This is a genomic window from Skermania piniformis, from assembly GCF_019285775.1.
GTDB lineage: Bacteria > Actinomycetota > Actinomycetes > Mycobacteriales > Mycobacteriaceae > Skermania > Skermania pinensis.
Window position 1 is genome coordinate 2,512,407 of the sequence record NZ_CP079105.1, and the last position, 23,988, is coordinate 2,536,394.

Genomic DNA, 23,988 nt, shown 5'->3' on the forward strand with positions numbered 1-23,988 from the left:
ATGCTCGGCGGGTGATGATCCGCCGTGCCGAACTCGACGCGATCAAGACCGGCGACATCGACCTCGCCTTCCGGCGCTGGGATCGGGCCCGGGTGAAGGTCGGCACCCGGCTGCGCACCAGCGTCGGGATCGTCGAAGTGACCTCGGTGGATCAGGTCGGGCTCACGACGTTGCGGGCCGCCGACGCCCGCCGGGCCGGCGCTGCGTCCCTCGCCGCGCTTCGGGACACGCTCGCCGCCAAGCCAGACCGGCCGGTGTTTCGCGTGGGCTTGCGCTACGGCGGACCGGACCCGCGAGACCGGTTGCGCGAACAGCGCCCCGAACTCGCCGAGGTCGAGCAGATCATCGCCGAACTGGATCGGCTGGACCGAACCTCACCGATCGGCCCCTGGACCCGGGCCACGCTGCGGATCATCGACGACAACCCCGAACGACGCGCGCCGGAACTGGCCGCCGAGCTCGGCCGGGAGACCGCGGAGTTCAAACGTGACGTGCGCAAACTGAAGGAAAAAGGACTCACCGAGTCACTCGCGATCGGCTACCGGGTGTCCCCGCGCGGCGAAGCCGTCCTCGACCACGGCGGCCCGCCCCGGGAACGCGCCCCCCGACCGGCGGGCACCCCACTCCCCCGCACCATCGGCGCCCCCGCCACCCGCGCGCTCCGCGCCGCGGACGTGCACAGCCTGGAACAACTCACGGCGTGGCCCCGGGCCGATCTCGCCGCGCTGCACGGGGTCGGCCCGATCGCGCTGGACCGGCTGACTGCCGCGCTGGCCGAGCTGGGGATGGCCTTCGCACCCGAGCGATAGCGCCGCGTGGGTCAGCCGAGCAGTTCGCCCGCCAACAGCTCCAGCGTGGCGACCCGGGCCGGACTCGTCGCCGGATCAGCGCCGCGATGGGCCGACCCGACCGGGTGGATCATCACCTCGTCCACGCCGAACTCGTCGGCCAGCGCACGTAGCTGCTTCGCCGCTTCGTCCGGGGCGCCGACCACGGCCGTGTCCCGCATCGCCGCGATCATCGCCGCTTCCGGCGGGCTCGGCGCCCACCCCGTCGCGTCCTCGATCAGAGCCAGCGGATGCAACGGCCGGCCCGACCGGAGCGTGACCATCAGCTGCAGGTTGGGTAGCAGGGCTGCCTCCGCCTCGGCCCGGGTCGGCGCCACCGAGGCGTTGACGGTCAGTAAGGTGCGCGGCTCGGATTGCCGTGGGCTGGGCTGGAACTCACGGCGATAGGTGGCCAGCGCCGCGGCGGTACCGATCCCGGAGAAATGGTGTGCGAATACATAGGGCAGGCCTTTGGCCGCGGCCAGGTGCGCCGAGTACATCGATGAGCCGAGCAGCCACAATCCGGGTTCGCCGACAGCGGCCGGCGTCGCCTTGAGCAGGTAGTCCGACCGGCCGAGCCGGGCCGGGAGTTGGAGCCGTACGCCGCTCGCGCTCATCATCGCGGCGACCTCGTCCAGGTAACGCGGGAAGTTCTCGATATCCGAATCGTCCCGGCCGGCGCCGCCACGCAGCGCGATCGAGGTGACCGGGTCGGAACCGGGAGCCCGGCCGATGCCGAGATCGATCCGTCCGGGCGCCGCCGCTTCCAACAGCGCAAATTGCTCGGCGACGGCGAGCGGCGCGTGGTTGGGCAGCATCACCCCGCCGGACCCGAGCCGGATCCGCTCGGTCTGCCCGGCCAGGTAGGCGATCAGCACCGGCGGGCTGGTCGCCGCGACCGCGGGCATGTTGTGGTGTTCGGCCAGCCAATAGCGGGTGTAGCCGAGCCGGTCCGCGGCTTGGGCGAGTTCGACGGTGGCTGCCAGCGCGTCGGCGCTGGTCTGATCGGTGCGGACGGGGACGAGGTCGAGGACGGAGAGCTGCACTCGAAGAACAACGCCCGGAACCGCGCCGGTCTTCCGCGCGATCCACCGAGCCACTACCTCGGAGCAGGTGGCGGCGATTTCCGGACCCGGGTCCTGGGGCGGGTCTGCGCCGACCCGCTACGCCTGGTCCAACACCGCCCGCGCCCGCGCCACGTCCTGGTCCATCTGGGTGGTCAAGGCAGCCACCGAATCGAACTGCTCCATGCCGCGCAGATGCTCGACGAAGTCGACCGCGACGTGCTGGCCGTACAGGTCGGCCTCGCCGTCCAGCACGTACGCCTCGACGGTGCGGGCGCGGCCGGAGAAGGTGGGGTTGCTGCCGACCGAGATCGCCGCCATCGCCGGTGTGCCGGCGATGGTCTGCCCGATCCTCGGGCCGGGGCCGAGCACGGTGAACCAGCCCGCATAGACCCCGTCCGCCGGGATCGCGGCGTGCATCGGCGGGGCGACGTTGGCAGTCGGAAAGCCGAGGGTCCGGCCCCGCCCGTCACCGTGCACGACCACCCCCTCCACCCGATGTGGTCGGCCCAACGCCTCCGCTGCGGCAGCGACATCGCCGGCGTCCACGCAGGCGCGGATGTAGGTCGAGGAGAAGGTGACGGTCGCGTGGCCCGTCGCCGCGCCCGCCCCGGTGTGCTCGGCGAGCAGATCGACCCCGACCACCTCGAAACCGAATCGAGCCCCCATCTGCCGCATCGTCTCGACCGTGCCGGCGGCCTTGCGACCGAAGGTGAAGTTGTCCCCGACCACCACCTCCACCACGTGCAGCCGCTGCACCAGCAGGTCGTGCGCGTACTCACCCGGCGTGACCTTCATGAACTCCGCGGTGAACGGCATCACGAAGAAAACATCGATGCCGAGCTCCTCGGCGAGCTCCGCGCGGCGGGTCAGGGTGGTCAGCTGCGCCGGGTAGCTACCGGGCCGCACCACCGACATCGGGTGGGGGTCGAAGGTCATCAGGACGCTCGGGACGCCGCGTTCCCGGGCGTCGGCCACCGCGCGGCCGATCAGCTGCGCGTGGCCTCGGTGCACCCCGTCGAACACGCCGATGGTAAGCACACACCGCCCCCAATCGGCCGGCACATCCTCGAGACCACGCCATCGCTGCACGGTCGCCAGCCTAGGTCAGGCGGTCGAGGTCAAGCCGACGAGGACGCCGCCCGCGACGGTGTCGCCGCGGAGTCGCCCGACCCGAACAGTTTCGGTGCCAGCGACGCGAACCCCACGCCGATGATCGTCCACAGGATCGCCTGTGCGGTGAACGAGTACAGCCGGAACTGGAACAGATCGTCGGCCGGGAATCCCGGATACACGATGGTGCCGGCCGGGTCGGTCAACGGTTGCGGCGTCTCGGTCGCGAAATCACCGAACTCGCGCTGGTTCATCGACAACTCGCCGAAGGACGGCAGCACCGCGATCACGATGCCCATCGTCACGATGTACCCGACCGCTGCGGCGACGGTCGCGTACCAATTGCCCAGTCTGGGTTGCAGTCGGCGACCGAGCCAGACCGCCGCCAGCAAAAATAATCCCGAGCAGACGACCATCAGCAGATAGAGCCCGGTCCGGTCCCGGATCGTGTCCGCGTGCCCGACCGCCGGTGGATTGGCCGGATACTTGACGAACGGCACCGCGTACAGCACGAGAAACAGGCCACCGGCAACCAGTAACGCAAGATTGCGTGGCGTGATTCGGCCGACCCGGCCGATACACACGCAGTAGACCACCGCAAAAAGTGCACCCATCGCCACCCCGAAGGCGATCATGCCGGCGCCGATCCCGACGGTCGACTGAACGGTGCGACTGTAGATCTCGTGGTCCCCCTCGTGACCCGCCATGCCCGCCGCCCGGTGCAGGGCCGCGACGGCGTCGTCCCGCCCGCCCTCGTAGTCGATCGCGCGGTCGATCAGCGGCTCGGCGAAGATCCTCGCGAAGATGAACGCGACAAGCCCGGCGACAGCACCGGACAGCATGCCACGCAGAATGATTCGTTTTTCCATTGTGTCGACGTGACCGGCGTCAGTGGCAAGGGAAACCGAGGAAGTGCCGGCTGTCGTGCACGAATTCATGCACGTGCGTGTCAGCACCGAACACCGAGACCGCACCCTGATCGATCCCGACGAAGTAATACAGCAGCAATGCCAGCACCGCGGTGCCGACCAGCAACAGGGCTGTCGCCGGAATGGAGAGCTTCAGCGTATCCAGACCAGATTTCGGGGCATATGCAATAGCCATCCGACTACCTCCTCACGGGATTACGCGTCCCGCGTGTAATGGGCTCTCCGGGCAACAGATCGAGTACCTGACTGAGCCTCCCGGCTTCCACAGTGGCGCGACCGTTCCGGATTCTCACCGGATTCCTCACACCTGTTGCTTCGGGTAAGAGTATTCGAGCATTCGCGCGCTGGTCAATCCATCGGTGGCGCCCCGCACGAGGTCCGGACCTTCCAGGCCACAAGTTACCGATCGAGCACGCCGTCGGCTACCACCGCGCGCATGGGCGTCGGCGTGCCTAAGCTCGATATGTGTCCGGGAATCGTGACCAGCCGCCCGTCCTTTCGCCGGTGGCCCAGGACTACTTGAAAGTCATCTGGACCACGCAGGAATGGTCACCCGAGCGGGTTACCACCAAACTGCTCGCCGAACGACTCGGCGTATCGGCATCCACCGTCTCCGAGGCCGTCCGCAAACTTGCCGATCAAGGCCTGGTCGACCATGCCAAGTACGGTGCCATCACCCTCACCGACCCCGGCCGCCGCGCGGCGATCGGCATGGTCCGTCGGCACCGGCTGTTGGAGACCTTCCTGGTCCGCGAGCTGGGCTACAGCTGGGACGAGGTGCACGACGAAGCCGAAGTGCTCGAACACGCCGTGTCCGAGACGCTGATGCAGCGGATCGACGACAAACTCGGCCATCCCGACCGCGACCCGCACGGCGATCCGATCCCCACCACCGACGGTGTCATCCCGACCCCGCCGGCCCGCCCGCTCAGCGACCTGACCGACGACGAAACGGGCCGGATCGCTCGGATCTCCGACAACGACCCCGCCATGCTGCGCTATTTCGACACGGTCGGGATCGCCCTGGATACCCCGGTCCATGTGGTGGAACGCCGCGACTACGCCGGTACCGTCGCGGTGCTGATCGGCGGCAACGCGACGCCGACCGATCTCGGCAAGCCCGCGGCCGACGCCATCTGGGTGATCGTCGACGACCCTTCCTCGGGTACCCCCTAGGGTATATTTGCCGCGACGGTGGGCCCCGACACCGTGCGGGCCCACAGCCCAACGCGCCCAGCCGAGGAGTTCCGATGTCCGATCTCGCCATCGCCACAAGCCTGCGGACCACTATTGCCGATGCTGCCGAACGGACCAGAGCTGCGCTGCAGCGCGAAGGCTTCGGGATTCTTACCGAGATCGACCTGAGCCACACGCTGCACCAGAAGATCGGCGCCGAGGTCGAGCCGTACCTGATCCTGGGCGCGTGCAATCCGCCGTTGGCGTTTGCCGCCGTGACCGCCGAACGGCAGGTGGGCCTGCTGCTGCCGTGCAATGTCGTGGTCCGTCAGGATCCGGCCGATCCTGGATTGGTCCACGTCGAGGCGATGAATCCGCAGCTGATGGTCGAGGTGACCGACAACGCCGAGTTGCGCCCGGTTGCCGCCGACGCCGCCGCGCGACTCGGTGCCGCGGTCGAACGACTGACCGCCGAGCTGCCCACCGCCGACCCGGGTACCACCGGCGTGGCGCCGTAGCCGAATGACGGTCGCGCTGCTCGTCGGGCTGGGCCTGCTGGTCGGTTTCCTGCTGGGTCTGCTCGGCGCCGGCGGCTCGATCCTCGCCGTCCCGGCCCTGGTTTACCTCGTCGGTCTCGCTCCCCGCGAGGCGATTCCCCTGGCCCTGGCAGTGGTGGCGATCTCGGCCACCGCGGCCACCGTGCCCCGGCTGCGCACCGGCGAGATTCGATACCCGTTGGTCGCGGTCTTCGCGATCACCGGCGCGATCGGCGCCGTGGCCAGCACCGCGCTCGGCGCCCGGCTGAGTTCCGCGGTGACGATGCTCGGCTTCGCGGTGCTGTTGCTGGTGGCCGGGAGCCGACTGCTGCGCCCGCAGACCGACACCGGGACCGCATGCCGGATCCCCAGCACCGGGAAGGTGAACTGGCGCCGGTGCATGTCGCGCGCGGTTCCGGTCGGCCTCGGCGTCGGGGTGCTCACCGGTCTGTTCGGCGTGGGCGGCGGTTTTCTGATCGTCCCGGCGCTCGTGGTCGCGCTCGGCCTGGACAGCGTGAGCGCGATCGCCACCTCGGTCGCGATCGTCGCGATCAACTCGGCATCGGCGTTGTTCGCCCATGCCGGCACCAGCGGTCTCGATACCGGGTCGGTGATCGCCTTTGCGGTGCCGGCTGCGGTCGCCGCAGCTCTGGCCGGCCGGCTCCGGCTCGACGCCGCCCGCACCCAGCGCTGGTTTGCCTATCTGCTGCTGGTGACTGCGGTGGCGGTGACAGCGGCCACCGCGATCCCGCTGCTGCGGTGATCCCGGCCGACCGCACTATCGCGGCAGTACCCCACCGACCGGTCCCGGCGCGATACACAGGTCGAGACCCGCGGTGACGGGTCGCACCCGCAATCCGTCACCGGATCCGGTCAATCGAACGTAGACCTGGTGCAATCCGGCGACCACCGGCACCCGCACCGTCGGCCCGTCGGTCAACGACACCGACACCGAGCCGTCCCGGGCGGCCAGATAGTTCAGCTCGACCGTCCATTCCCAGTCGGCGAGTGGGCCGGTCAACGGGAGCGTCGCGAGGACGTCGACGCGGTGCCCGCAGCGTGGCTCCGGCCCGGCCACCACGGCCCGCACCGGTGCGATCCCGGCCGGAATCAGCCGGCCGGTGTCGTCGAACATCTGCAGGTCGGGGGTCGAGGTGCCGAACGCCGGGCGCGGCCGGACCGCGGCGAAGACGTGGCTCATCAGATTGTTCGGGTAGCCGATCGGCAGCAAGACGCGCGGTGGCACCGGCTGGTCCAGCAGCGGGGTGCTCCGGGCCGCGAGCGTCGCCCGCACCGTGGTCAGGTAGTCGGGGGTGCGGTCGGTGTGCCAGGACCGGGCGAAAGTGACCGTGGAGATCAGGCCGACTGCAACGAAACAGGCAATCGCCGGTGCGACCGCCCACCCGGGCAGCCGAACCGGGCGCCGCGCGGATGTGCGGATCAGCAACGCTGCGGCCACGACGAGCACCACCGAGCTGTCCGCGAGGTACCGCAGGGTCTGCGATAGCTCGAACGTCGTGCCGGGCCCGGACCGGCCGAGCACCATCGCCACTTGGGACACGGCGACGTAGCCGCCGGCGGCGATCCAGATCGCCGCCGCACCACGCCGCGCGTACAGCGTGGCGACCACGACTGCGGCCAACGCCGACCAACCGGCGACGACCATCACGCCCGGCGGGTCCGCCCACGGCGGACCCGGCAACCACCGCTCCCACCGCACGGGTCCACCCAGCAATGCCGGCACCAACCCGCGCGACAGTCCGTGGCTGACGAGACCGCCGGCCTGGTCGGCAGCAGCCTGCCCGGTCGGCAGCCGGACCACGGTGAAGTAGCCGACCGCCCACACCGCGATCACGACGACCGAACCGAGCCACAGCCGGCGGCACCGCCACAACGCCGCGCGAACGCATCCCCGATAACCCAACGCCACGACCGCTGCCGCGACGAACGGCACCAGCAGCGACTTCTCGAAGCACGCCAGACCCGCCGCAAACACCGCCACACCGGTGACCGCGTGCCTGGCGCGACCGGTCTCGGCGAGCCGCACCGCGTCACCGGCCACCCACGCCAGCGCTGCCTGGAGCGGCAGCGCGTTCAGCCCGGCGGCCCACCAAGCGAAGGACGGCAAGGTCAACGCACCGAACAGGTACCCGGACAGCACCACCGGCACGATCGGCCGGTCGCCGAGCAGGATTCGCAGCAGCCGCCACACCGCCAACGACGCCACTGCCTGCAGCAGCAGCAACGACGCGGCCGCCGGCCACCACACGTAGGCACCGAACAGCTTCGTCACTACGCCCGCGATCAGGAACGCGCCGGGCATGAAGTGCCCGTCGTGGTCGTAGAGCAGGAACGAAGCCGACCACAGCGGATACTGCCCGGCCCGGCCGACCAAAATCAGATCGTCCCAGTAGAACCCGCCCTGAGCGAGCACCAGACCCCGCACCACCAGTTGCGCCGCCACCAGCGCCAGCGCGATCCGATGCATCCGCACGGTCAGTCCGGCACGGTCTCGGCGACACCCGAACGCAAGCCGGCCGCCGCGAGCATCTCGGGACCACCTGCGACGAGGTCGGGAACGACCGCGGAACCGATCGAGCCGGTCGCGCCGGTGACGAGGACGAAGACGCGCATGCCATCTCCTCCCGGTGCAGCCGACCACGGTGACGCAACCGAAGCGCCGGGCGTCCCGGCTCGACTTTAGGTCGGCCCGCCGACGGTCATTCCAGGTCGGCCCGCCGACGGTCGGCGCGGCACGCCAAGATGGGAGCATGAGTTCCCCGTTCTCCTTCACCGGCCGCGGCGTGTCCTTCGACGAGGACCTGAGCCTCAATCCACTGTTCGCTCGATCGAACGAGCAAACCGCGCTCCCCCAGTTCCAGCTGCCGACCGACGAGATGCTGCCCGGCACCGCCTACCAGATCGTGCACGACGCGGCGATGCTGGACGGAAACGCGCGGCTGAACCTGGCCACCTTCGTCGGTACCTGGATGGACGATCAAGCGGATCGGCTCTATCGGGAGTCGTTCGACAAGAACATGATCGACAAGGACGAGTACCCGCATACGGCAGCGATCGAGACTCGGTGCTGGATGATGCTCGCCGACCTGTGGCACGCTCCGGAGCCCGAGTCGGCGCTGGGCACCTCGACCGTCGGGTCTTCCGAAGCGGCGATGCTGGCCGGGTTGGCGTTCAAGCGACGCTGGCAGCTGCGCCGCCGGGCGGCGGGAAAGTCGACCGCGGCACCGAATCTGGTGATGTCGAGCGCGGTACAGGTCTGCTGGGAGAAGTTCTGCAACTACTTCGAGGTCGAGCCGCGATACGTGCCGATCAGCGACGAGCATCGGGAACTCGACGGGCACGATCTCGACCGGTACGTCGACGAGAACACGATCGGCGTGGTCGCGATCATGGGCGTCACCTACACCGGCGCCTACGAGCCGGTCGGCGAGATCGCGGCCGCGCTCGACCGGATCGCGGCGGCGACCGGCGTGGACGTTCCGATTCATGTCGACGCTGCATCGGGCGGCATGGTGGCTCCGTTCACCCGACCGGATCTGGCCTGGGACTTCCGGATCGAACGGGTTGCCTCGATCAACACCTCCGGCCACAAGTACGGCCTGGTCTATCCGGGGTTGGGTTGGGTGGTGTGGCGAGATCGCTCGGCCGTGCCCGAGGAGCTGATCTTCTCGGTCAGCTACCTGGGCGGCGACATGCCGACGATGACCTTGAACTTCTCTCGCCCCGGCGCGCAGGTGCTGTTGCAGTACTACCTGTTCCTGCGGTTGGGACACAGCGGGTACACCCGAGTCCAGCAGTCCTGCCTGGACGTCGCGCAGCACCTTGCCGACGGCATCGGCGCCCTGGATTGCTTCGAGTTGTGGAGCGATCGAATGGACATCCCCGCGTTCGCCTGGCAACTCGCCCCGGGATACACCGACCGGTGGAATCTGCACCATCTGTCCGAACGGCTGCGGATCCACGGTTGGCAGGTGCCGGCATATCCGATGCCGGACAACCTCACCGACGTCACGGTGCAGCGGGTGGTGGTGCGCAACGGATTCAGCCGCGAACTGGCCGACGCCCTGCTGCGCGACATCCAGACCGAGGTGACATACCTGGAAAAGCTGACGGCGCCGATGCCCCCGGCACACCGAGCACACTCGTACCACCACTAATGCAACGATGGACCGATGAGCGAGTCCGACTCCGTTTCCACCCTTACTCCGACCGAGGTGGTGACCAGTTTCCTGGCCGCCCTGGCCGATCACGACGTCGACGCGGCGATGGCCCTGGTCGACGACGACGTCGTCTACACCAACGTCGGCCTGCGCCCGTTACACGGCGCCGCCGCCACGCGACGCTTTCTGGCCAAGCTGGGCCGGCCCGGCTACGGGTTCGAGGTGGTCAACCATCACGTGCTGGCGGACGGCCCGGTGGTCGTCACCGAACGCACCGACGTGATCGTCGCCCGCGGCGTTCGCCTGCAGTTGTGGGTTTGGGGCCGGTTCGAGGTGCACGGCGGCAAGATCACCGTCTGGCGCGACTCCTACGACTATCTGGACATGGCCAAGGCCACCGCGCGCGGAGTGGCCGGCCGCTTCTTCCCGCGCTGGGCACCACGACTGCCCCAGCCGTCCGATGATCCTGGCCGCTGAGCCAGGTCGGGCGGTACTACTCCGATACTCCGTCGGCGAGAGGTGCTATCGAGGATCGGGCTGGCGGGTCGGCGGCGGCACCGTTCTCACCGCCGACCATTGCGCCCTCGGTACCGATCACCGGGTGATCGTCGACGGCGTGGAGCGGCCGGCCAGGGTCGTTGCCCGAAGCGGAACGATCGATGTCGACATCGCCGTACTCGACGCCCCGGATCTGCCGCCGCTCGACACCCGCGCCCGGTACGCGCGAGTGGATCCGCGCAGCGACGCCGCCCTGCCGGTCTCGGCGCACGGCTTTCCGACGTTCAAGCCCCACCTGCGATCGGTCCATGTCACGGGCCGAATGCCGCTCGCCGAGGGACGTGATCCACGAGCCCCCGCCGAGCAGCCGCACAAGCTGACCGTCTGGGTCGACGCGGCGCCGCCGACGCTACCGCCACAACAGCCGCGACTCCGATCGGAGCCACCCACCAACCCGTGGTCCGGGATCTCCGGCGCAGCCGTGCTGTTCGACGGCTATCTGATCGGGGTGATGGACAGCGGTTACCCGAGCGAGGGAACCCGGGCGCTGACCCTCACCCCGCTCACCATGATCGATCTGCTCCCGGCCGACCGGTCCGCGGCACTGTGGGCAGCGTTGGGCCTCACCGGCGCCCACGATCTCCCGCTGGTGCCGAACCCGTTCGAGCTGCTCGACAACGGACGGACCCGGGCGATCGTCTCGCCGGCGGGCCTGCTTCGGGCCGACGCCGAGGTGCTCGAGTTCGCCGGCCGCGAAAGCGAACTGGACACCCTCGAGACCTGGTGCGCGGACTCCGAGCCGAGCGTCCTGCTGTTACACGGTCAGGGCGGCCAGGGCAAGACCCGGCTGGCCCGAGCGTTCGCCGATCAGTTGCGCCGACGCGGCTGGCGGTGCGGCCTCACCCCAGCCGACCCCGGCGGGCTCGCTCGGCTGCTCGACCGGATCGACATCACGATGGGCCTGACCGAGACGACCACGCCCACCCTGATCATGGTCGACTACGCCGAGGCGCAACGCCCCGGCATCGCGGACGCCGACGATCCGCTGGTCCGGCTGATCGAGCGGGCCCCCCGAACCGCCCGATTCCTCCTCATCGCCCGCTCCGCCGGTCTCTGGTTCGAGGAGTTGACCGATCAGGTCGGCTACCCCCGCCGACTGCTGCCGCTCCTGCCGTTGCCCGAGCCACCGAAGGCGCGGGCGGTTCGCTACACCGGAGCGGTGCACGCGTTCGCCGAACAGCTGCCGAACATCGACGGGTATCGCGGCACCGACTGGGCCACTCTGGCCACCTCGGTCGATGCTCCGACTGCGCTGGCGGACACCCGCTTCGACCATCTGTTGACCCTGTACGAACGGGCGTTGGTGGACCTGCTGCAAGCCGGTCCGGACCCGGTGGACGCCGCAGGCGTCCAGGACGCCCTGCTCGACCACGAACGACGTTACTGGCGGCGGTCCGCGCGCGCCGCCGGGCTGCAGCTGTCCCGGCCGACGCTGACCGAAGCGGTCGCGGGGATCACCCTGTTCGGCGCCGCCGACGACCGACAGGCCCGCGCGACGGTCGATCTGCTGCCGGGTCTCGCGGATCAAACCGAGGATGTGAAGCGCCGGGCCGTCGCCTGGTTGCGCACCCTCTACCCCGACCCCCGCCGCCCGTGGGCGCCGCTGGAACCAGACCGGCTCGGCGAGCATCTGGTCGCGCAGGTCTGGGCCGCCGCCGACGCCGGCCGGGACACCCTCGTCGACCTGGCACTACCCAGCCTGATCGGCGACCCCGGACCGAGGATCGACGAGCACCAGCTACATCAGATGCTGGTGGTACTGGCCCGCGCCTCGACGTCGCGACCGGACGAGCCGGCCCGACAACGGATCGACGCGATCCGCCGCGCCGTCCGTGCAGCCGACAGTGCCCGACCGGACCTGATCCACGCGGCCCGCGACGAACGGCGCGAGTACCTGCGGCTCGCCGCGCTGCGGGCCGGCTCGGACCTCCTCGCACACCGGCTGACCGCGGCCGGCGCCGCACCGTGGCACGCCCGTTGGGCCTGGTGGAGCACCCGCCGTCCGTCCCGGACGATTCCCGGTGACGGTAGCCGGGGGCTCGTGCCGCTGGACGGCGACCTGCTGGCGGTGGGGCAGTACTTCGCCGAGCTGCTGCCGCTCGCTCATCCGAGCGTCGGCGACGTCACCGTCGAGCCGCACGTCGTCGACCGACCGGAGATCGGCGCTTCGGCGCATTGTGTGGTCGCCGGGCGCACGTACGCGGTCTTCGCCTTCCATGCTCATCCGACGGAGCGGACGATCGTCGCTTACGACATGAGCGACGGCGATCCGCTCGGGCCGGCGATCGACGCGGTTTTTCGTCAGCCCCACTTCGGGTTCCACATGGCCGTGGGACCCGCAGCGGGCACACTGGTGCTGCTCACTGCCGCCCGCGGTCGGCGCGTGCAGGTCTGGGACCTGGTCCGGGGCCAACAGATCGGCACCATCGCCGAGGGGCCGTTGAGCTACGCCGTCGCGGTCGGACAGTTGGCCGGCGAGCCGGTGTACGTCACGGCGGGGGAAGCCATCGAGGTGGTGTCCGCGGTGACCCTGCAACCGCTCGCATCGTCGATCGACCTGCGCTGGAACACGGCGGAGGCGATCGCCCTGGTGGAATTGCCTACCGGCCCGGCAGTGGTCGCCGGTTGCACGGACGGCCCGGTGCGGGTTTTCGATCTGCTCGATGGACGACAACGCTGGCAACTGCTCGGCCACAGCCAGACGGTCCGGACGGTCAGCGTCGCCGAGTTCCAGGGCCGGCCGATCGCCTGCACCGCCGGGGACGACCGCACCGTGATCTTCTGGGATCTGATCGACGGCAGCCGGCTGGGCGAGCCGTACGTCGGACACCGAACCGCGATCACCACCGCCGAGCTGGTCCGCCTCGACGGCCGGTTGGTCGCGGTCACCGCCGCCCGCGACGATGCGATCCGGGTATGGAATGTGGCCGCCAGTCGATATCCGGAGGACCCGTTCGTCGGGCACACCGACACGGTGATCGGCGTCGGCGCGTTCGCGATCGGCGCCCGTCGGACCCTGGTCACCCTGTCCGATGACCGGACGATCCGCACCTGGGACCTGGAGACCGGGCTGCCGAGTCGGGAACCGGTCGGCTTCAGCCCAGGTAGCGACAAGCCCACCGCATTCGCGGCAAGCGACCACTCCGCCGGCGGATACGTGGCGGTCGGAAACGTCAACGGGATGGTGCGCGTCCTCGACGTCGTCACCGGTCGGCTCAGCGACCGGCTGTGGCTCGGCCACCAGATCACCGCACTCGCCGTCGTATCCGGACCGGAGCCGATGGTGGCGGCCGCCGACAATAGCGGCAGCGTTCGGGCGTGGTATCTCGACTCGTTCGACCCGGTAGGCCCCGCAGCCGAACTCGACGACCGGATCACCCACCTGCGACTGCTCGACGCGACTCGCGTACTGGTGGTGCTGCCCCAGCTCGAGCCGGCGGGCGATCCGGCGTCGCGATGCGTCATCGTCGACCTGACCACCGGAACGATCGATCGGCGGCAGCCGGAGTCCGTCCTACCCGGCCGAATCGTCGGTCTCGATCGCACCACTGGAAGCGACCGGGTGGCGGTCGCGACCGCCGGTCCGGACGGGACCCGGGTGGTGCGTATCGGCGACCGTCGGACCGGACACGCGGCGGGGCCGAACTGGACCTTCCCCACCAGCCTGATTCGTCGGGTCGAGTTCGCCGAATCCGGCGCGACGCGCTACCTCCTGGTGGTCGGCGGGGGCGACGAACTCTGGGTTCGGAACCTGGACGCCACCGACCGGCCGGAGGAAGCACCGATCGGGATCGTCGGCGGCGCCGAGATCGGCGACGCCACCGTGGCCGCCGCGATCACGACTACCGATACCGGTCCGCTCCTGATCGTCGGGGATCGAACCGAGGTACGGACCATCGACCTGACCACCGGACAACCGCGGGTCTCGGCCGGCGGCGCCGCGCCGGTCGCGCTCGCGGCCACCACCTGTCGAGACCGCCCGGCGGTCGCCGTCGCCGTACGTGACTCCGGTTCGGTCCAGCTTCGCGAGCTCGACGCCGGACGATCGACCACGGCGCTGATCGCCGACAACCCCGTCATCACGCTCGGCTCCGCGCACCTGTCGGGTGCACCGATCGTCTACGGGCGTAGCTACCTCGGCACACGGGTCTGGGATGTCCGGTCCTGGCAGCCACTGCCCCGGTGGCGCGAGGTAGGTACCGGCCCGCGACCGCTGACCGCCCTGGTGCTGGACGGACACACCCTGCTGGTGACGACCAGATCGGCCGGGCATGGGTCACCGACAACTGTCGAGATCTACGACGTGGCCACCGCGAACCGGATCGGAACGCCGATCACCCTGCCACCTGGGTCCATCAACGTATCCGCCGGCGCCGTGGTGCGCGGCCATCCGATCGCGGTCATCGGCATGATGTGGAAAGACCGGTTCGACGAGACCCTCCGGGTGTGGGATCTGCGCATCGGCCGGGAACTCCCCGGGATTCCCGCTCCCGGTGGCGTGTCGGTACTGGCGCTCGACGACCGCCCGGACCGGCCACGACTGTTCCTCGGCCGGTACGACGGCACGATCGAGGAGTGGGAGATGCCCGGTCCCGATCCGCCACGCCGACTGCGGATCCGGCCCGGGCGACCGAAGCGGATTCGGACGGCTGCGGGCGCCCCCGGGGCCACCACGCTGCTGGTCCGACCGAACGGCGAGTTGGTCGTCGGTCGAGGCGACGCCCTGGTGCTGCAGCCGTTCGCGGCCGCCCCGCGATCGATCCGGTTGGGCGCGGCAATCGTCGATCTGGCTGCCAGTCCGGACGATTCGGATCTGGTGGTGGTTGCCACCGAAGACGGTGTGGTGGCGATCGATGTGCGCTGAGCTACCGAGGCGCGAAGGCAGCGCCGAGCGCGGCTACCTGTCGCCCGACGAACCATCGCGAAACCCCGAGCCGCGGGAACACCAGGCTGAAGCCGTGATACCCGGCGGGCACCGCCAACAGATCGCATGCCACGCCGGCCGCTCGCAACCGATCCGCGTAGGCGACGTTCTCCGGATGAAACAAGTCGTCGGTGCCGACGCCGATCCACGCGTCGGCCACGCCGCCGAGGTCGGCACGCCGGGCCGGTACCGCTTCGAGCGGGTCCGCAGTGCCGAGGTAGGACGCCCAGCCCAGCCGGTTCGACGCACCGTCCCACAGCCGGAATCGACGCTCGTCGACCGACGCTGCCGGACTGCGGTCGTCCAGCATCGGGTAGACCAGCAGTTGCAACACCGGCCGCGGCTCGCCACGATCGCGAACCCGTAAGGCCAGCTGCGCGGCCAGACCGCCGCCGGCCGACGCCCCGCCGATCGCCACCCGTCCCGGATCCACCCCCGGCAGGCTCCGCAACAGGTCCAGCGCGGCGTGACAGTCGTCGAGCGCGGCCGGATACGGGTGCTCGGGCGCGAGCTGATAGTCGACCGAGAGCACCGTCGCGCCGAGCTGATCCCGAAACCTCCGGCACGCGGTGTCGTCCTGCGCGGCCGTCCCGAAGAGATATCCGCCGCCGTGCATCCAGAGCAGCCCGGGCGCCGGACCCGACGTGCGCGCGGGCCGGAAGATTCGCACGGTCGCGCCGGAGGGCAGCCGACGGATCTCTGCGTCACCGGCCGGGCGGAGCCGGAGCAGCGTGCCGAGCATCCGCAGCACGGGAAGCGTGCGGTTTCGGACGACCCGACGCGGCAGCAGCCGGGCGGTGCGCTCGAACTCTGCGCGAAAAGACGGCTCCACCATCGCCCCATTTTCGCATTCGCGACGCTCGAGCGTTAGACGACCGGATCGCGCTACAACCCGTGCGGCCGGACCACGAACATCGGCGCCGCGCGCCGACCCCGCTCTTCCACCAATGCTTGAGCTCGGCCGGCGGCGTCCACCGCCGCATACACCCCGACGATGCCGATCGAATCCAGCCACCGGCCGTGCTGCAAGGCAGCGGTCTCCGCCTCGTCGACGGTGCGTACCGGAAACGCGGCTCGGATCGCCGTGTCGATATCCAGGCTGACCCCCGGCTCGTCGGCCACCCGGTCGAGGGTGGCGGCCTGATCGATGGTGAACGGACCGACTCGGGTGCGACGCAACGCGGTCAGGTGCCCACCGACGCCGAGCGCTGCGCCGAGGTCCCGGGCGAGCGCCCGGACGTAGGTACCGGACGAGCACTCCACCACGACGTCCAGATCGATCGACGCACCGACATCGCGTCGGGTGAGCACGTCGAATCGAGACACCGTCACCGGGCGCGCCGCCAGGACGAACTCCTCCCCCGCTCGCGCTCGGGCGTGCGCCCGCCTGCCGTCCACCTTGATCGCGCTCACCCGCGCCGGAACCTGTTCGATCGCCCCGGTCAACGCGGCGACCGCGGCCGTGATCGCTGCCTCGTCGACCCCCGATGCGGGCGTGGTCGCCAGCAGCTCCCCGTCGGCATCGTCGGTACTCGTGGCCTGGCCGAGCCGGATGGTCGCGGTGTATGCCTTGGTGGTCAACGCCAGCAGACCGAGCAGTTTGGTGGCTCGCTCGACACCGAGCACCAGCACCCCGGTCGCCATCGGGTCCAGCGTGCCGGCATGCCCGATCTTGCGCGTGCCCAGCAACCGGCGGCACCGCGATACGACGTCGTGGCTGGTCATCCCACTCGGTTTGTCCACGATCAGCAGGCCGGGCGGCGTCGAACTACTCATGTAACCACGATCGCGGTCAGGATCAGCCCGTCCCGGATCGTCCAACGACCGTGGAATTCGCGCAGCGGCGGCCCGCCGTCGAGCACCCCACCGGGAACCAACAGCTCGCTGTGAAAAGTGTGCGCGGTGAGATCGAACGTGATCAGCGCGTCCTCGAAGCCGAGCCACCGCCGCGTGAGCGGAAACCACGCCTTGTAGGTGGCCTCCTTGGCACAGAACAGCAACCGATCGAGATGCCACTCGCCCGAGTTGTCGGCCAGCTCCTCCCGCTCCGCACGCAGGCTCACCTCGCCCAGCACGCCGTCGGGCAGCGGGCCGTGCGGCTCGGCGTCGATCCCGACCGAACGCACCGCCAACGTGTGCCCGAGCGCGGCGGCGCGGTAACCGTCGCAGTGGGTCAGGCTGCCGACCACGCCCTTCGGGAACACCGGCATGCCCCGCTCACCGCGCAGGATCGCCGCGGGCGGCTCGCCCAGCTCGGCCAACGCCTGCCGGGCGCAATGCCGGGCGCCGACGAACTCACGTCGTCGCTTGTCCACCGCGCCCGCGCTGAGCAACCCCTCCTCGCCGGGATAGGGCTTCAGCTCCGGCGGGTCGGTGAACAGCTCGGCACCGGCCACCCCGGCCGGCAGGATCGTCTCGATCACCGCCGCCCCCGCCCGCGCATCGACTGCGCCTCGGCATGCAGCTGCGCGGCCATCGCCTCCAGCTGCGGGGTCAACGCGAAATGCCCACCGAACCGGTTCAACGAGCCCGGTGGATATGCCGGTTGCGGCAGGATCTGCCGCAACAGCGGGTCGGGCAGACCCCGCCGCTCCCATTCCCGCGGGTAGCCCAGCGACACCTCCTCGAACCGGACCCCGTCGTAATAGGTCGTTCGCGGGATGTGCAGATGCCCGTACACCGAACACACCACCGAGTAGTCGGTGTGCCAGTCAGCGGTCAGCTCGGTACCGCACCAGAGCGCGAATTCCGGGTAGAACAGCATCTCGGTCGGCTGGCGAACCAGCGGAAAGTGGTTGATCAACACCAGCGGAATGTCCGGACCCAGCGCGTCCAGCCGCTCCCGCGTCGTCCGTACCCGAGCGTGGCACCATGCGTCCCGGGTCGCGTACGGCTCCGGTGCGAGCAGAAACTCGTCGGTGGCCACCACATTGTTTTCCCGCGCAACGGCCAGGCCTTCGGCTTTCGTCGTGGTGCCGGCCGGCAGATACGAGTAGTCGTAGAGCAGAAACATCGGCACCAGCACCACCGCGCCGGTCGTACCGTTGGGCAGTTCGCCGGTCCAGACCGGGTACTCGTCCTCGGGGGTGACCACGTCGATCTCCCGGCAGAGCTGCACCAGGTAGTCGTATCGAGCCGATCCGCGCAGCTGAATCGGATCCTTCGCCGAAGTCCACAACTCATGGTTGCCCGGCACCCAGATCACCTTGGCGAACCGGCTGCGTAACTCCGCCAACGCCCAGCGCACGTCGTCGGTGCGCTCGGCGACGTCACCGGCGACGATCAGCCAGTCCGCCGGTGAATCGGCCTCGATCTGCTCCACCACCGGACGGTTGCCCTTGTGCCCGACGTGGATGTCGCTGATCGCCATGACCTTCGGACTCACGCCTGCGACTCTCGCACAACGACGGCCGAGTCCGAGTACCGGGGGGTAGCGTCGCCGTACGGGCTGCGGCGTTCTCACTATGCGGCTTGTGACCTGTGGTTTTGTGGGTTGAGGAGGTGGGTGCCGCGGGCTGGGTCGAACGCGGTGGTGCGGCAGTCCCGGCTTCGGCGATGTTGGTGGCGCCGTGGAGGTCGATGGCCCCGGCCAAGTCGGTAGAGCCAGGAAACGTCGAGGCCGGCGTTACGAAGGCAGTGCGCAGCTCAGCCCTCGGTCAGGCTGGTGCCGATAGCTGTCGTCGGTGCGTTACGCGCTGGTTCGAGCGACTGCGTTCCTGTGTTCGCCAGTGCTTTCGCTCACGTTCCCACTCACGGGAGTTGAGGATCTCCGACAGTGGCATCCGGGGTGGGACAAAGATCCGATCCTGAAAGAAGAACAGGGCGCGGAACGCCGTGCGGACGATCCCAACCAGGGCCGGGTTCGCGGGACGAACCTGCTGGCGGCGCTGCACACGATCGGATACGAATGCCAACACCATCGCACGACCGAGCGGTTGCAGCCGGCCAGGGAAATACCGCGCGTTGAACTGATCGATCATAGCGTCGGATACCAATCTGCCATCCGGGGTTGGCGCGTAGTCGCGGGATTCGATCTGCTCGGCAAGGACAATCATGTCATCGACGGTTACCGGGAAGGTGGTAGCCGGTCCCGCTGTGCTGTGGAGTTGATCGGAGATGTCGCGCCAGAAGTGATGGAACGCGATGAGCTCGTTTCGGGGAGCCGCTGAGGCTCCGACCATTTCACGCACCCAGGTGGTCGCGAGCGCGAAGACCGCGTAGGTGTAGACGAAGTCTTCTTCTTGATTGAACGAATCCGGATAGGTTCGGGCGATCCCCTCATGCATCCGCTGGATGCGCTGCACCGATTCGCGTGTGCTGGGGTGGTCGGGCCCGAGCAACATCCATTGGAGGAGCGCGTCGGCAGTATCCAGGAAGCGCGTTTGCGGGCGTTGCTCAGCCTTGCCAGTTCCGACGATCGCACGCGAACCGGTCGCGGGAAGGGTGATGTAGTGGAATGAAAACGCGTACAGCAAATCGAAAACGAACGCGTTGAGCTTGTAGTCGGCGATCAGGCGAATCATCTCGGCGTAATCGGTCTCGGGGTCGAGTTCGTCGAGTCGGCGGTTGACCCAGTGACCACGCGAGGGTCTGCGGTGCATCGACTGGGGCGTGGGTGATCGCATGTCGGGCCTTTCTCAAACTCCGGTTGATCTTTCGTGGCACTTCCGTTTGCTACCGCCTGAGTATTGAGGAACGTGCGTATCCTGTCGAACAACTGTTTCTGTCGAAATTCAGAGGGAAAAGCACTATGGATGGGTTATTGCAACCGCGTTTTACGCTGCGGCAACTCGCGTACTTTGCCGCCGCGGCAGAGTTGAGCTCGACCACACAGGCGGCTGCCCGCTTCGTCATGACGCAGTCGGCGATGTCGGCCGCATTGACAGATCTGGAACACGCGGTTGGCACCCAGTTGCTTGTCAGGTACCGGGGGCGCGGCCTGGAGCTCACAGCGAGCGGCCGTGCGTTTCTTCCCGAAGTGCGTCGGCTCCTCCAAGCGGCCGAGGACTTACAAGGATTGACGGGTGTCCTCAACAACGAGCTCGCCGGCAGGCTCTTTGTGGGGTGCTTCGATGCGATGAGCCCAGCCCTGCTACCTCCATTGATGGCGGAGATGACGCGGCTCTACCCTGATCTGCACTTGGACCCGATTTCCGAGACCCAGAACGACATCGTTCGCGCCCTTACGGAGGGGCGGGTCGAAATCGCACTGCTGTTCGATATTGACGTACCGCCAAACCTGAGTAAAGAATTCCTATACCAACCAACTCCGCATGCGTTGCTGCCCGTTGCGCATCGTCTGGCGACCGAAACCACTGTCTCGATATACGACCTTCAGACAGAGCCGCTCATCTTGCTGACTACTCCACCGGCGCCGAGAATCGTGCACAGCGCCCTCCGGGCGACGGGATTGGCGTTGAATCCGCACTATGAACTCGGTAATTTCGACCTGATTCGAGCGCTGGTCGACCGCGGTTTGGGTTACTCGCTGTTAACACAACCCATCGGGGCTTCTCCTGCGCACTGGAACAACAGCGTGCGAGCCGTTCCGATCCGCGACGAACTGGCCACGCCGCCAGTTGTGCTGGCGCAAGTCCAAGGCATACGTCCAACGCGACGATCCCAAGCCTTCCGCGATGTATGCACCCGCACCGTATCCAGTCTCGCTTGGGCTTGACCCACAAAGCCACGAGATCCTCCACGCGCTGAGCGGCGACCGGACCTGACACACCCGGTGGCACGACCCAGGTCGGACAGTCCCGACTCACGGGGGCGTGGCCGCCGCACCCACGATCGCCCACCGCCCGGACGCCACCCGCACGCTGACCGCCACCAGGCGGATCAGCATGAAAGCGGCGAGACCGGTCCAGATCCCGGGTAGCCCCCAGTCGAGTACCAGCGCACCCCAGATCAGCGGTAAGAACCCCAGCAACGCGGCGGCCAACGTCGTGCTGCGCAGATAGGCGGCGTCCCCGGCACCGAGCAGCACCCCGTCGAGGGCAAACACCACCCCCGCGACCGGCATGAGCGCCACGAACAGCCACCAGATCGACCCGACCTGCGCCAACACGGTGCCGTCCCGGGTAAACCAGGTCGGCAGCACCCGGGCGGCGACCGCGAATCCAGCGGCCAGTAGCACCGCGGTCAGCGTCGACCAGCACGTCACCCGCAACGCCGTCGCCCGCGCTCCCGCTCGGTCACCGGCGCCGAGCGCCGCGCCGACCAGTGTCTGCGCGGCGATCGCCAACGAGTCCAGGACCAGCGCGACAAAGCTCCACAATTGCAGCACCAGCTGATGTCCGGCGACCGCGGCGGCGCCGAATCGGGCTGCCACCGCGCCGGCGGACACGAAACACACCTGGAACGCCAGACTGCGAGCGACCAGATCCCGACCCATCACCAGCTGCTCCCGCAACACTGCCGGCCGCGGCCGCATCGACACCCGTTCACGACGCAAGGCGGCGAGAAACAGTGCGGCGGCCACGGTCTGGCCGGTCACGTTCGCCACCGCGGAGCCGACCAATCCCAACGCCGGCGCACCGGCCACACCGTGCACCAACATCGGGCACAGCACCGTGGACAGGCCCAGTCCGGCCACGATGAATCCGAACGGCCGAGCCAGCTCCTGCACGCCTCGCAACCAGCCGTTGCCGGCCATCGTGACCAGAATCGCCGGCACCCCGAGCACGGCGATCCGCAACCACCGCTCCGCCTCGGCGGCGATCTCGGGCCGACCCGCGATCAATCCGCAGATCGGATTCGCAACCGCCTCCACCAGCCCGACCAGGAGCAGGCCGACACCGACCGCCAACCAGGTGGCCTGAACTCCTTCACCGACCGCCCGGTCCCGAGCGCCGGCGCCGTGCCACCGCGCGGCCCGCGCGGTGGTGCCGTAGGAAAGAACGGTGAGTTGCGTGCTGACCTGGGCCAACACCAGACCACCGACCGCAAGCCCGGCCAGGGCGAGCGCGCCCAACCGACCCACCACGGCAAGGTCGTAGAGCAGATAGAGAGGTTCGGCCACCAGGACGCCGAAGGCGGGCAAAGTCAACCGGAGCACGGATCTCCAGCAAACTCGACGTCGACAATCGGTGCAGATCGCGATCCTGGTGCACGACGCCGGCCGCTGGACTCCGGCGCGGAGCCGGTCAGCCCAACGCCGACCGCAACGCTGCGACAACGTCCGGTAGCGGCCCGTCGGCGGTATATCCCGCGGAGAACCGGTGCCCGCCGCCGCCGAGCGCGGTCGCCACCTCCGCGACGTCCACAGTCTCCCGCGACCGCAGCGACACCGTCCAATGACCGTCCGCGGTCAGCTCTTTGAACACCGCGGCGACCTCGGCTTCGGTCGTGGTGCGGACGATGTCGACGACACTCTCGATCTCTTCCGACCGGAGTGCCCCGACGTCGGCGTAGCGAACCGCGGCGTAGACCAACCCGGCGCCATCCCGCGCCTCCGGCACCAACTGCGCCGAACCGAGCACCCGTGACAGCATCGGCAACCACGCGAACGGGTGCGAATCCATCAGCGTCCGGGTGATCAGCGCACCGTCGATTCCGGTGTCTAGCAAACGTTCAGCCAACGAGTGCGTGCCGGGCCTGACCCAGCGGAACGAACCGGTGTCGGTGACCAGGCCGGCGAACAGACAGTGCGCAACAGCTCGGTCGATCGGCTCACCCCAAGCATCCAGCAACCGCGCGATCACGCTTGCTGTCGCTTCCGCATCCGCGTCGACCAGGTTGATATCCCCGAACCTGGTATTCGAGCGATGGTGATCGAGCACCACCGTGGTTCCCGCCCCGGCCAGCCGATCCCGCAGCGCACCGAGCCGACCGACACTGCCGCAATCGACGGTCAGCAGGAGGTCGGTCCGCTCCGGCACCTGCGCCGGCGGCACCACCAACTCGATTCCCGGTAGCGAACGCATCGAGGCAGGTATCTCGGCCGGCTCCGCGAACGACACCACCACCGGAATCCCGCGGCGGCGTAGCACCAGCGCCAAACCGAGCCCGCTACCGATGGTGTCGGCGTCGGGCTGCACATGGCACAGCACCGTCACCGACGCCGCCGTACCCAACAGCGCGACCACTCGGTCGAACAACGGCGCCAGCCCGTCGTGGCCCTCGACCTGCTCCGACAACGCCGTCATCGGCCGGCTTCGGGTTCGCCGTCGTCGTGCCGGTACGGATCGAGGTCACCGGCCGGCGTCGCATCAGCTGCTACCCGGGCGACCTCGTCGTCGGCCGCCCTGGTCCGCTCCAGCAACTCCTCGAGCTGCCGGGCCGAGTCCGGCACCGTGTCCGGCTCGAAGGTCAGCGTCGGGGTGTACCGCACGCCGGTACCGGCACCGACCTTGGAGCGCAGCATCCCCTTCGCCTTCGCCAGGCCCGCCGCAGCCGCGGCGTAGTCCGGCGCGGTGGCCAGATCCGGGCCGCGCACCGTGTAGTACACGGTGGCGTCGCGCAGGTCGCCGGTGAGCTTGGCGTCGGTCACCGTCACGTAACGCAGCCGTGGATCCTTGATCTCGTGCTCGATCGCCGTCGCGACGATCTCCGCGATTCGCTTCGCGAGCTTACGCGCGCGCGGATGATCCACCATCTTCTCGTCCGCCTCCTCGTCGGGTGGGCCGTACCACCCCCGGGTACACCTGGTACCCACAGACGGCCCGACCCACCCGTG

At 69.0% G+C, this 23,988-nt stretch carries 22 protein-coding genes and 1 riboswitch; of the genes, 8 read left to right on the top strand and 14 right to left on the bottom strand.

Translation table 11 applies throughout. From position 1 onward, the window contains the following. Positions 1-11: 11 nt before the first annotated feature. Positions 12-809 carry a helix-hairpin-helix domain-containing protein gene (locus KV203_RS19655; RefSeq protein ID WP_066470973.1) on the top strand — a complete coding sequence of 266 codons (798 nt, stop codon included), beginning with the start codon at positions 12-14 and terminating at the stop codon, positions 807-809. Positions 810-820: 11 nt separating this feature from the next. On the opposite strand, the gene KV203_RS11715 is transcribed toward KV203_RS19655, so the two are convergent. From KV203_RS11715 to KV203_RS11730, 4 genes are all read right to left on the bottom strand, one after another. After that, on the bottom strand, positions 821-1,873 hold the full coding sequence (locus KV203_RS11715; RefSeq protein WP_066470976.1) for an LLM class flavin-dependent oxidoreductase: 1,053 nt from the start codon (positions 1,871-1,873) through the stop codon (positions 821-823). A 117-nt stretch (positions 1,874-1,990) separates the two neighbouring features. Further along, complete coding sequence (locus tag KV203_RS11720; RefSeq protein WP_066470833.1) at positions 1,991-2,983, bottom strand: bifunctional riboflavin kinase/FAD synthetase; 993 nt, start codon at positions 2,981-2,983, stop codon at positions 1,991-1,993. Between the two features lie 29 nt (positions 2,984-3,012). After that, a complete protein-coding gene (locus tag KV203_RS11725; protein ID WP_066470836.1) occupies positions 3,013-3,873 on the bottom strand; it encodes a CbtA family protein in 861 nt (286 codons plus the stop codon). 19 nt (positions 3,874-3,892) lie between these two features. Beyond that, positions 3,893-4,108, bottom strand: a complete 216-nt coding sequence (locus KV203_RS11730) for a CbtB domain-containing protein (RefSeq protein WP_083530079.1) — start codon at positions 4,106-4,108, stop codon at positions 3,893-3,895. A 52-nt stretch (positions 4,109-4,160) separates the two neighbouring features. Continuing rightward, a riboswitch (cobalamin riboswitch) is annotated at positions 4,161-4,274 on the bottom strand. Positions 4,275-4,398: 124 nt separating this feature from the next. Here KV203_RS11730 and KV203_RS11735 point away from each other — a divergent pair. The 3 genes from KV203_RS11735 (at position 4,399) to KV203_RS11745 (ending at position 6,408) form a co-directional block, all read left to right on the top strand. Next, the gene (locus KV203_RS11735; protein WP_066470838.1) at positions 4,399-5,109 is read left to right on the top strand and encodes a metal-dependent transcriptional regulator; all 711 of its coding nucleotides are present in this window, start codon (positions 4,399-4,401) and stop codon (positions 5,107-5,109) included. Between the two features lie 74 nt (positions 5,110-5,183). After that, positions 5,184-5,627, top strand: coding sequence for a DUF302 domain-containing protein (locus KV203_RS11740; protein WP_066470839.1), 444 nt, complete (start codon positions 5,184-5,186; stop codon positions 5,625-5,627). Between the two features lie 4 nt (positions 5,628-5,631). Next, positions 5,632-6,408: a sulfite exporter TauE/SafE family protein gene (locus KV203_RS11745; protein WP_066470841.1), complete on the top strand. Its 777-nt coding sequence runs from the start codon at positions 5,632-5,634 to the stop codon at positions 6,406-6,408. 15 nt (positions 6,409-6,423) lie between these two features. Here KV203_RS11745 and KV203_RS11750 read toward each other — a convergent pair whose 3' ends face one another. Then, on the bottom strand, positions 6,424-8,133 hold the full coding sequence (locus KV203_RS11750) for a hypothetical protein (RefSeq protein WP_066470983.1): 1,710 nt from the start codon (positions 8,131-8,133) through the stop codon (positions 6,424-6,426). Positions 8,134-8,141: 8 nt separating this feature from the next. Continuing rightward, complete coding sequence (locus tag KV203_RS11755; RefSeq protein ID WP_157079814.1) at positions 8,142-8,279, bottom strand: hypothetical protein; 138 nt, start codon at positions 8,277-8,279, stop codon at positions 8,142-8,144. 137 nt (positions 8,280-8,416) lie between these two features. Here KV203_RS11755 and gad point away from each other — a divergent pair, with 137 nt between their 5' ends. The 3 genes from gad (at position 8,417) to KV203_RS11770 (ending at position 15,248) form a co-directional block, all read left to right on the top strand. After that, a complete protein-coding gene (gad, locus tag KV203_RS11760; protein ID WP_066470843.1) occupies positions 8,417-9,823 on the top strand; it encodes a glutamate decarboxylase in 1,407 nt (468 codons plus the stop codon). A gap of 15 nt (positions 9,824-9,838) precedes the next feature. Continuing rightward, a complete protein-coding gene (locus tag KV203_RS11765; protein ID WP_066470844.1) occupies positions 9,839-10,303 on the top strand; it encodes a limonene-1,2-epoxide hydrolase family protein in 465 nt (154 codons plus the stop codon). A gap of 124 nt (positions 10,304-10,427) precedes the next feature. Continuing rightward, positions 10,428-15,248 (top strand): AAA family ATPase, encoded by a 4,821-nt coding sequence (locus tag KV203_RS11770; protein ID WP_157079815.1) that lies wholly within the window; start codon positions 10,428-10,430, stop codon positions 15,246-15,248. Between the two features lies 1 nt (position 15,249). Here KV203_RS11770 and KV203_RS11775 read toward each other — a convergent pair whose 3' ends face one another. From KV203_RS11775 to KV203_RS11795, 5 genes are all read right to left on the bottom strand, one after another. After that, the gene (locus tag KV203_RS11775) at positions 15,250-16,143 is read right to left on the bottom strand and encodes an alpha/beta hydrolase (RefSeq protein WP_066470848.1); all 894 of its coding nucleotides are present in this window, start codon (positions 16,141-16,143) and stop codon (positions 15,250-15,252) included. A 50-nt stretch (positions 16,144-16,193) separates the two neighbouring features. Next, positions 16,194-17,084, bottom strand: coding sequence for a tRNA pseudouridine(55) synthase TruB (truB, locus tag KV203_RS11780; RefSeq protein WP_066470851.1), 891 nt, complete (start codon positions 17,082-17,084; stop codon positions 16,194-16,196). Then, positions 17,081-17,731, bottom strand: a complete 651-nt coding sequence (locus tag KV203_RS11785) for a 4'-phosphopantetheinyl transferase family protein (RefSeq protein WP_066470854.1) — start codon at positions 17,729-17,731, stop codon at positions 17,081-17,083. The genes truB and KV203_RS11785 overlap by 4 nt, the downstream gene beginning before the upstream one ends. After that, entirely contained in the window at positions 17,728-18,678 is a 951-nt protein-coding gene (locus tag KV203_RS11790; RefSeq protein ID WP_174522057.1) for a metallophosphoesterase family protein, read from the bottom strand. The genes KV203_RS11785 and KV203_RS11790 overlap by 4 nt, the downstream gene beginning before the upstream one ends. Before the next feature lie 286 nt (positions 18,679-18,964). Then, complete coding sequence (locus KV203_RS11795; protein ID WP_066470862.1) at positions 18,965-19,909, bottom strand: hypothetical protein; 945 nt, start codon at positions 19,907-19,909, stop codon at positions 18,965-18,967. A 14-nt stretch (positions 19,910-19,923) separates the two neighbouring features. Between KV203_RS11795 and KV203_RS11800 the strand changes: the two genes are divergently transcribed. Then, positions 19,924-20,985 (top strand): LysR substrate-binding domain-containing protein, encoded by a 1,062-nt coding sequence (locus KV203_RS11800; protein ID WP_157079816.1) that lies wholly within the window; start codon positions 19,924-19,926, stop codon positions 20,983-20,985. Between the two features lie 87 nt (positions 20,986-21,072). On the opposite strand, the gene KV203_RS11805 is transcribed toward KV203_RS11800, so the two are convergent. The 3 genes from KV203_RS11805 to rbfA are packed head-to-tail and all read right to left on the bottom strand — an operon-like array spanning position 21,073 to position 23,907. Next, on the bottom strand, positions 21,073-22,407 hold the full coding sequence (locus KV203_RS11805) for an MATE family efflux transporter (protein WP_373279228.1): 1,335 nt from the start codon (positions 22,405-22,407) through the stop codon (positions 21,073-21,075). Between the two features lie 49 nt (positions 22,408-22,456). Continuing rightward, entirely contained in the window at positions 22,457-23,458 is a 1,002-nt protein-coding gene (locus KV203_RS11810; RefSeq protein ID WP_083530080.1) for a DHH family phosphoesterase, read from the bottom strand. Continuing rightward, positions 23,455-23,907, bottom strand: a complete 453-nt coding sequence (rbfA, locus tag KV203_RS11815) for a 30S ribosome-binding factor RbfA (RefSeq protein ID WP_066470865.1) — start codon at positions 23,905-23,907, stop codon at positions 23,455-23,457. The genes KV203_RS11810 and rbfA overlap by 4 nt, the downstream gene beginning before the upstream one ends. Between the last annotated feature and the right edge of the window lie 81 nt (positions 23,908-23,988).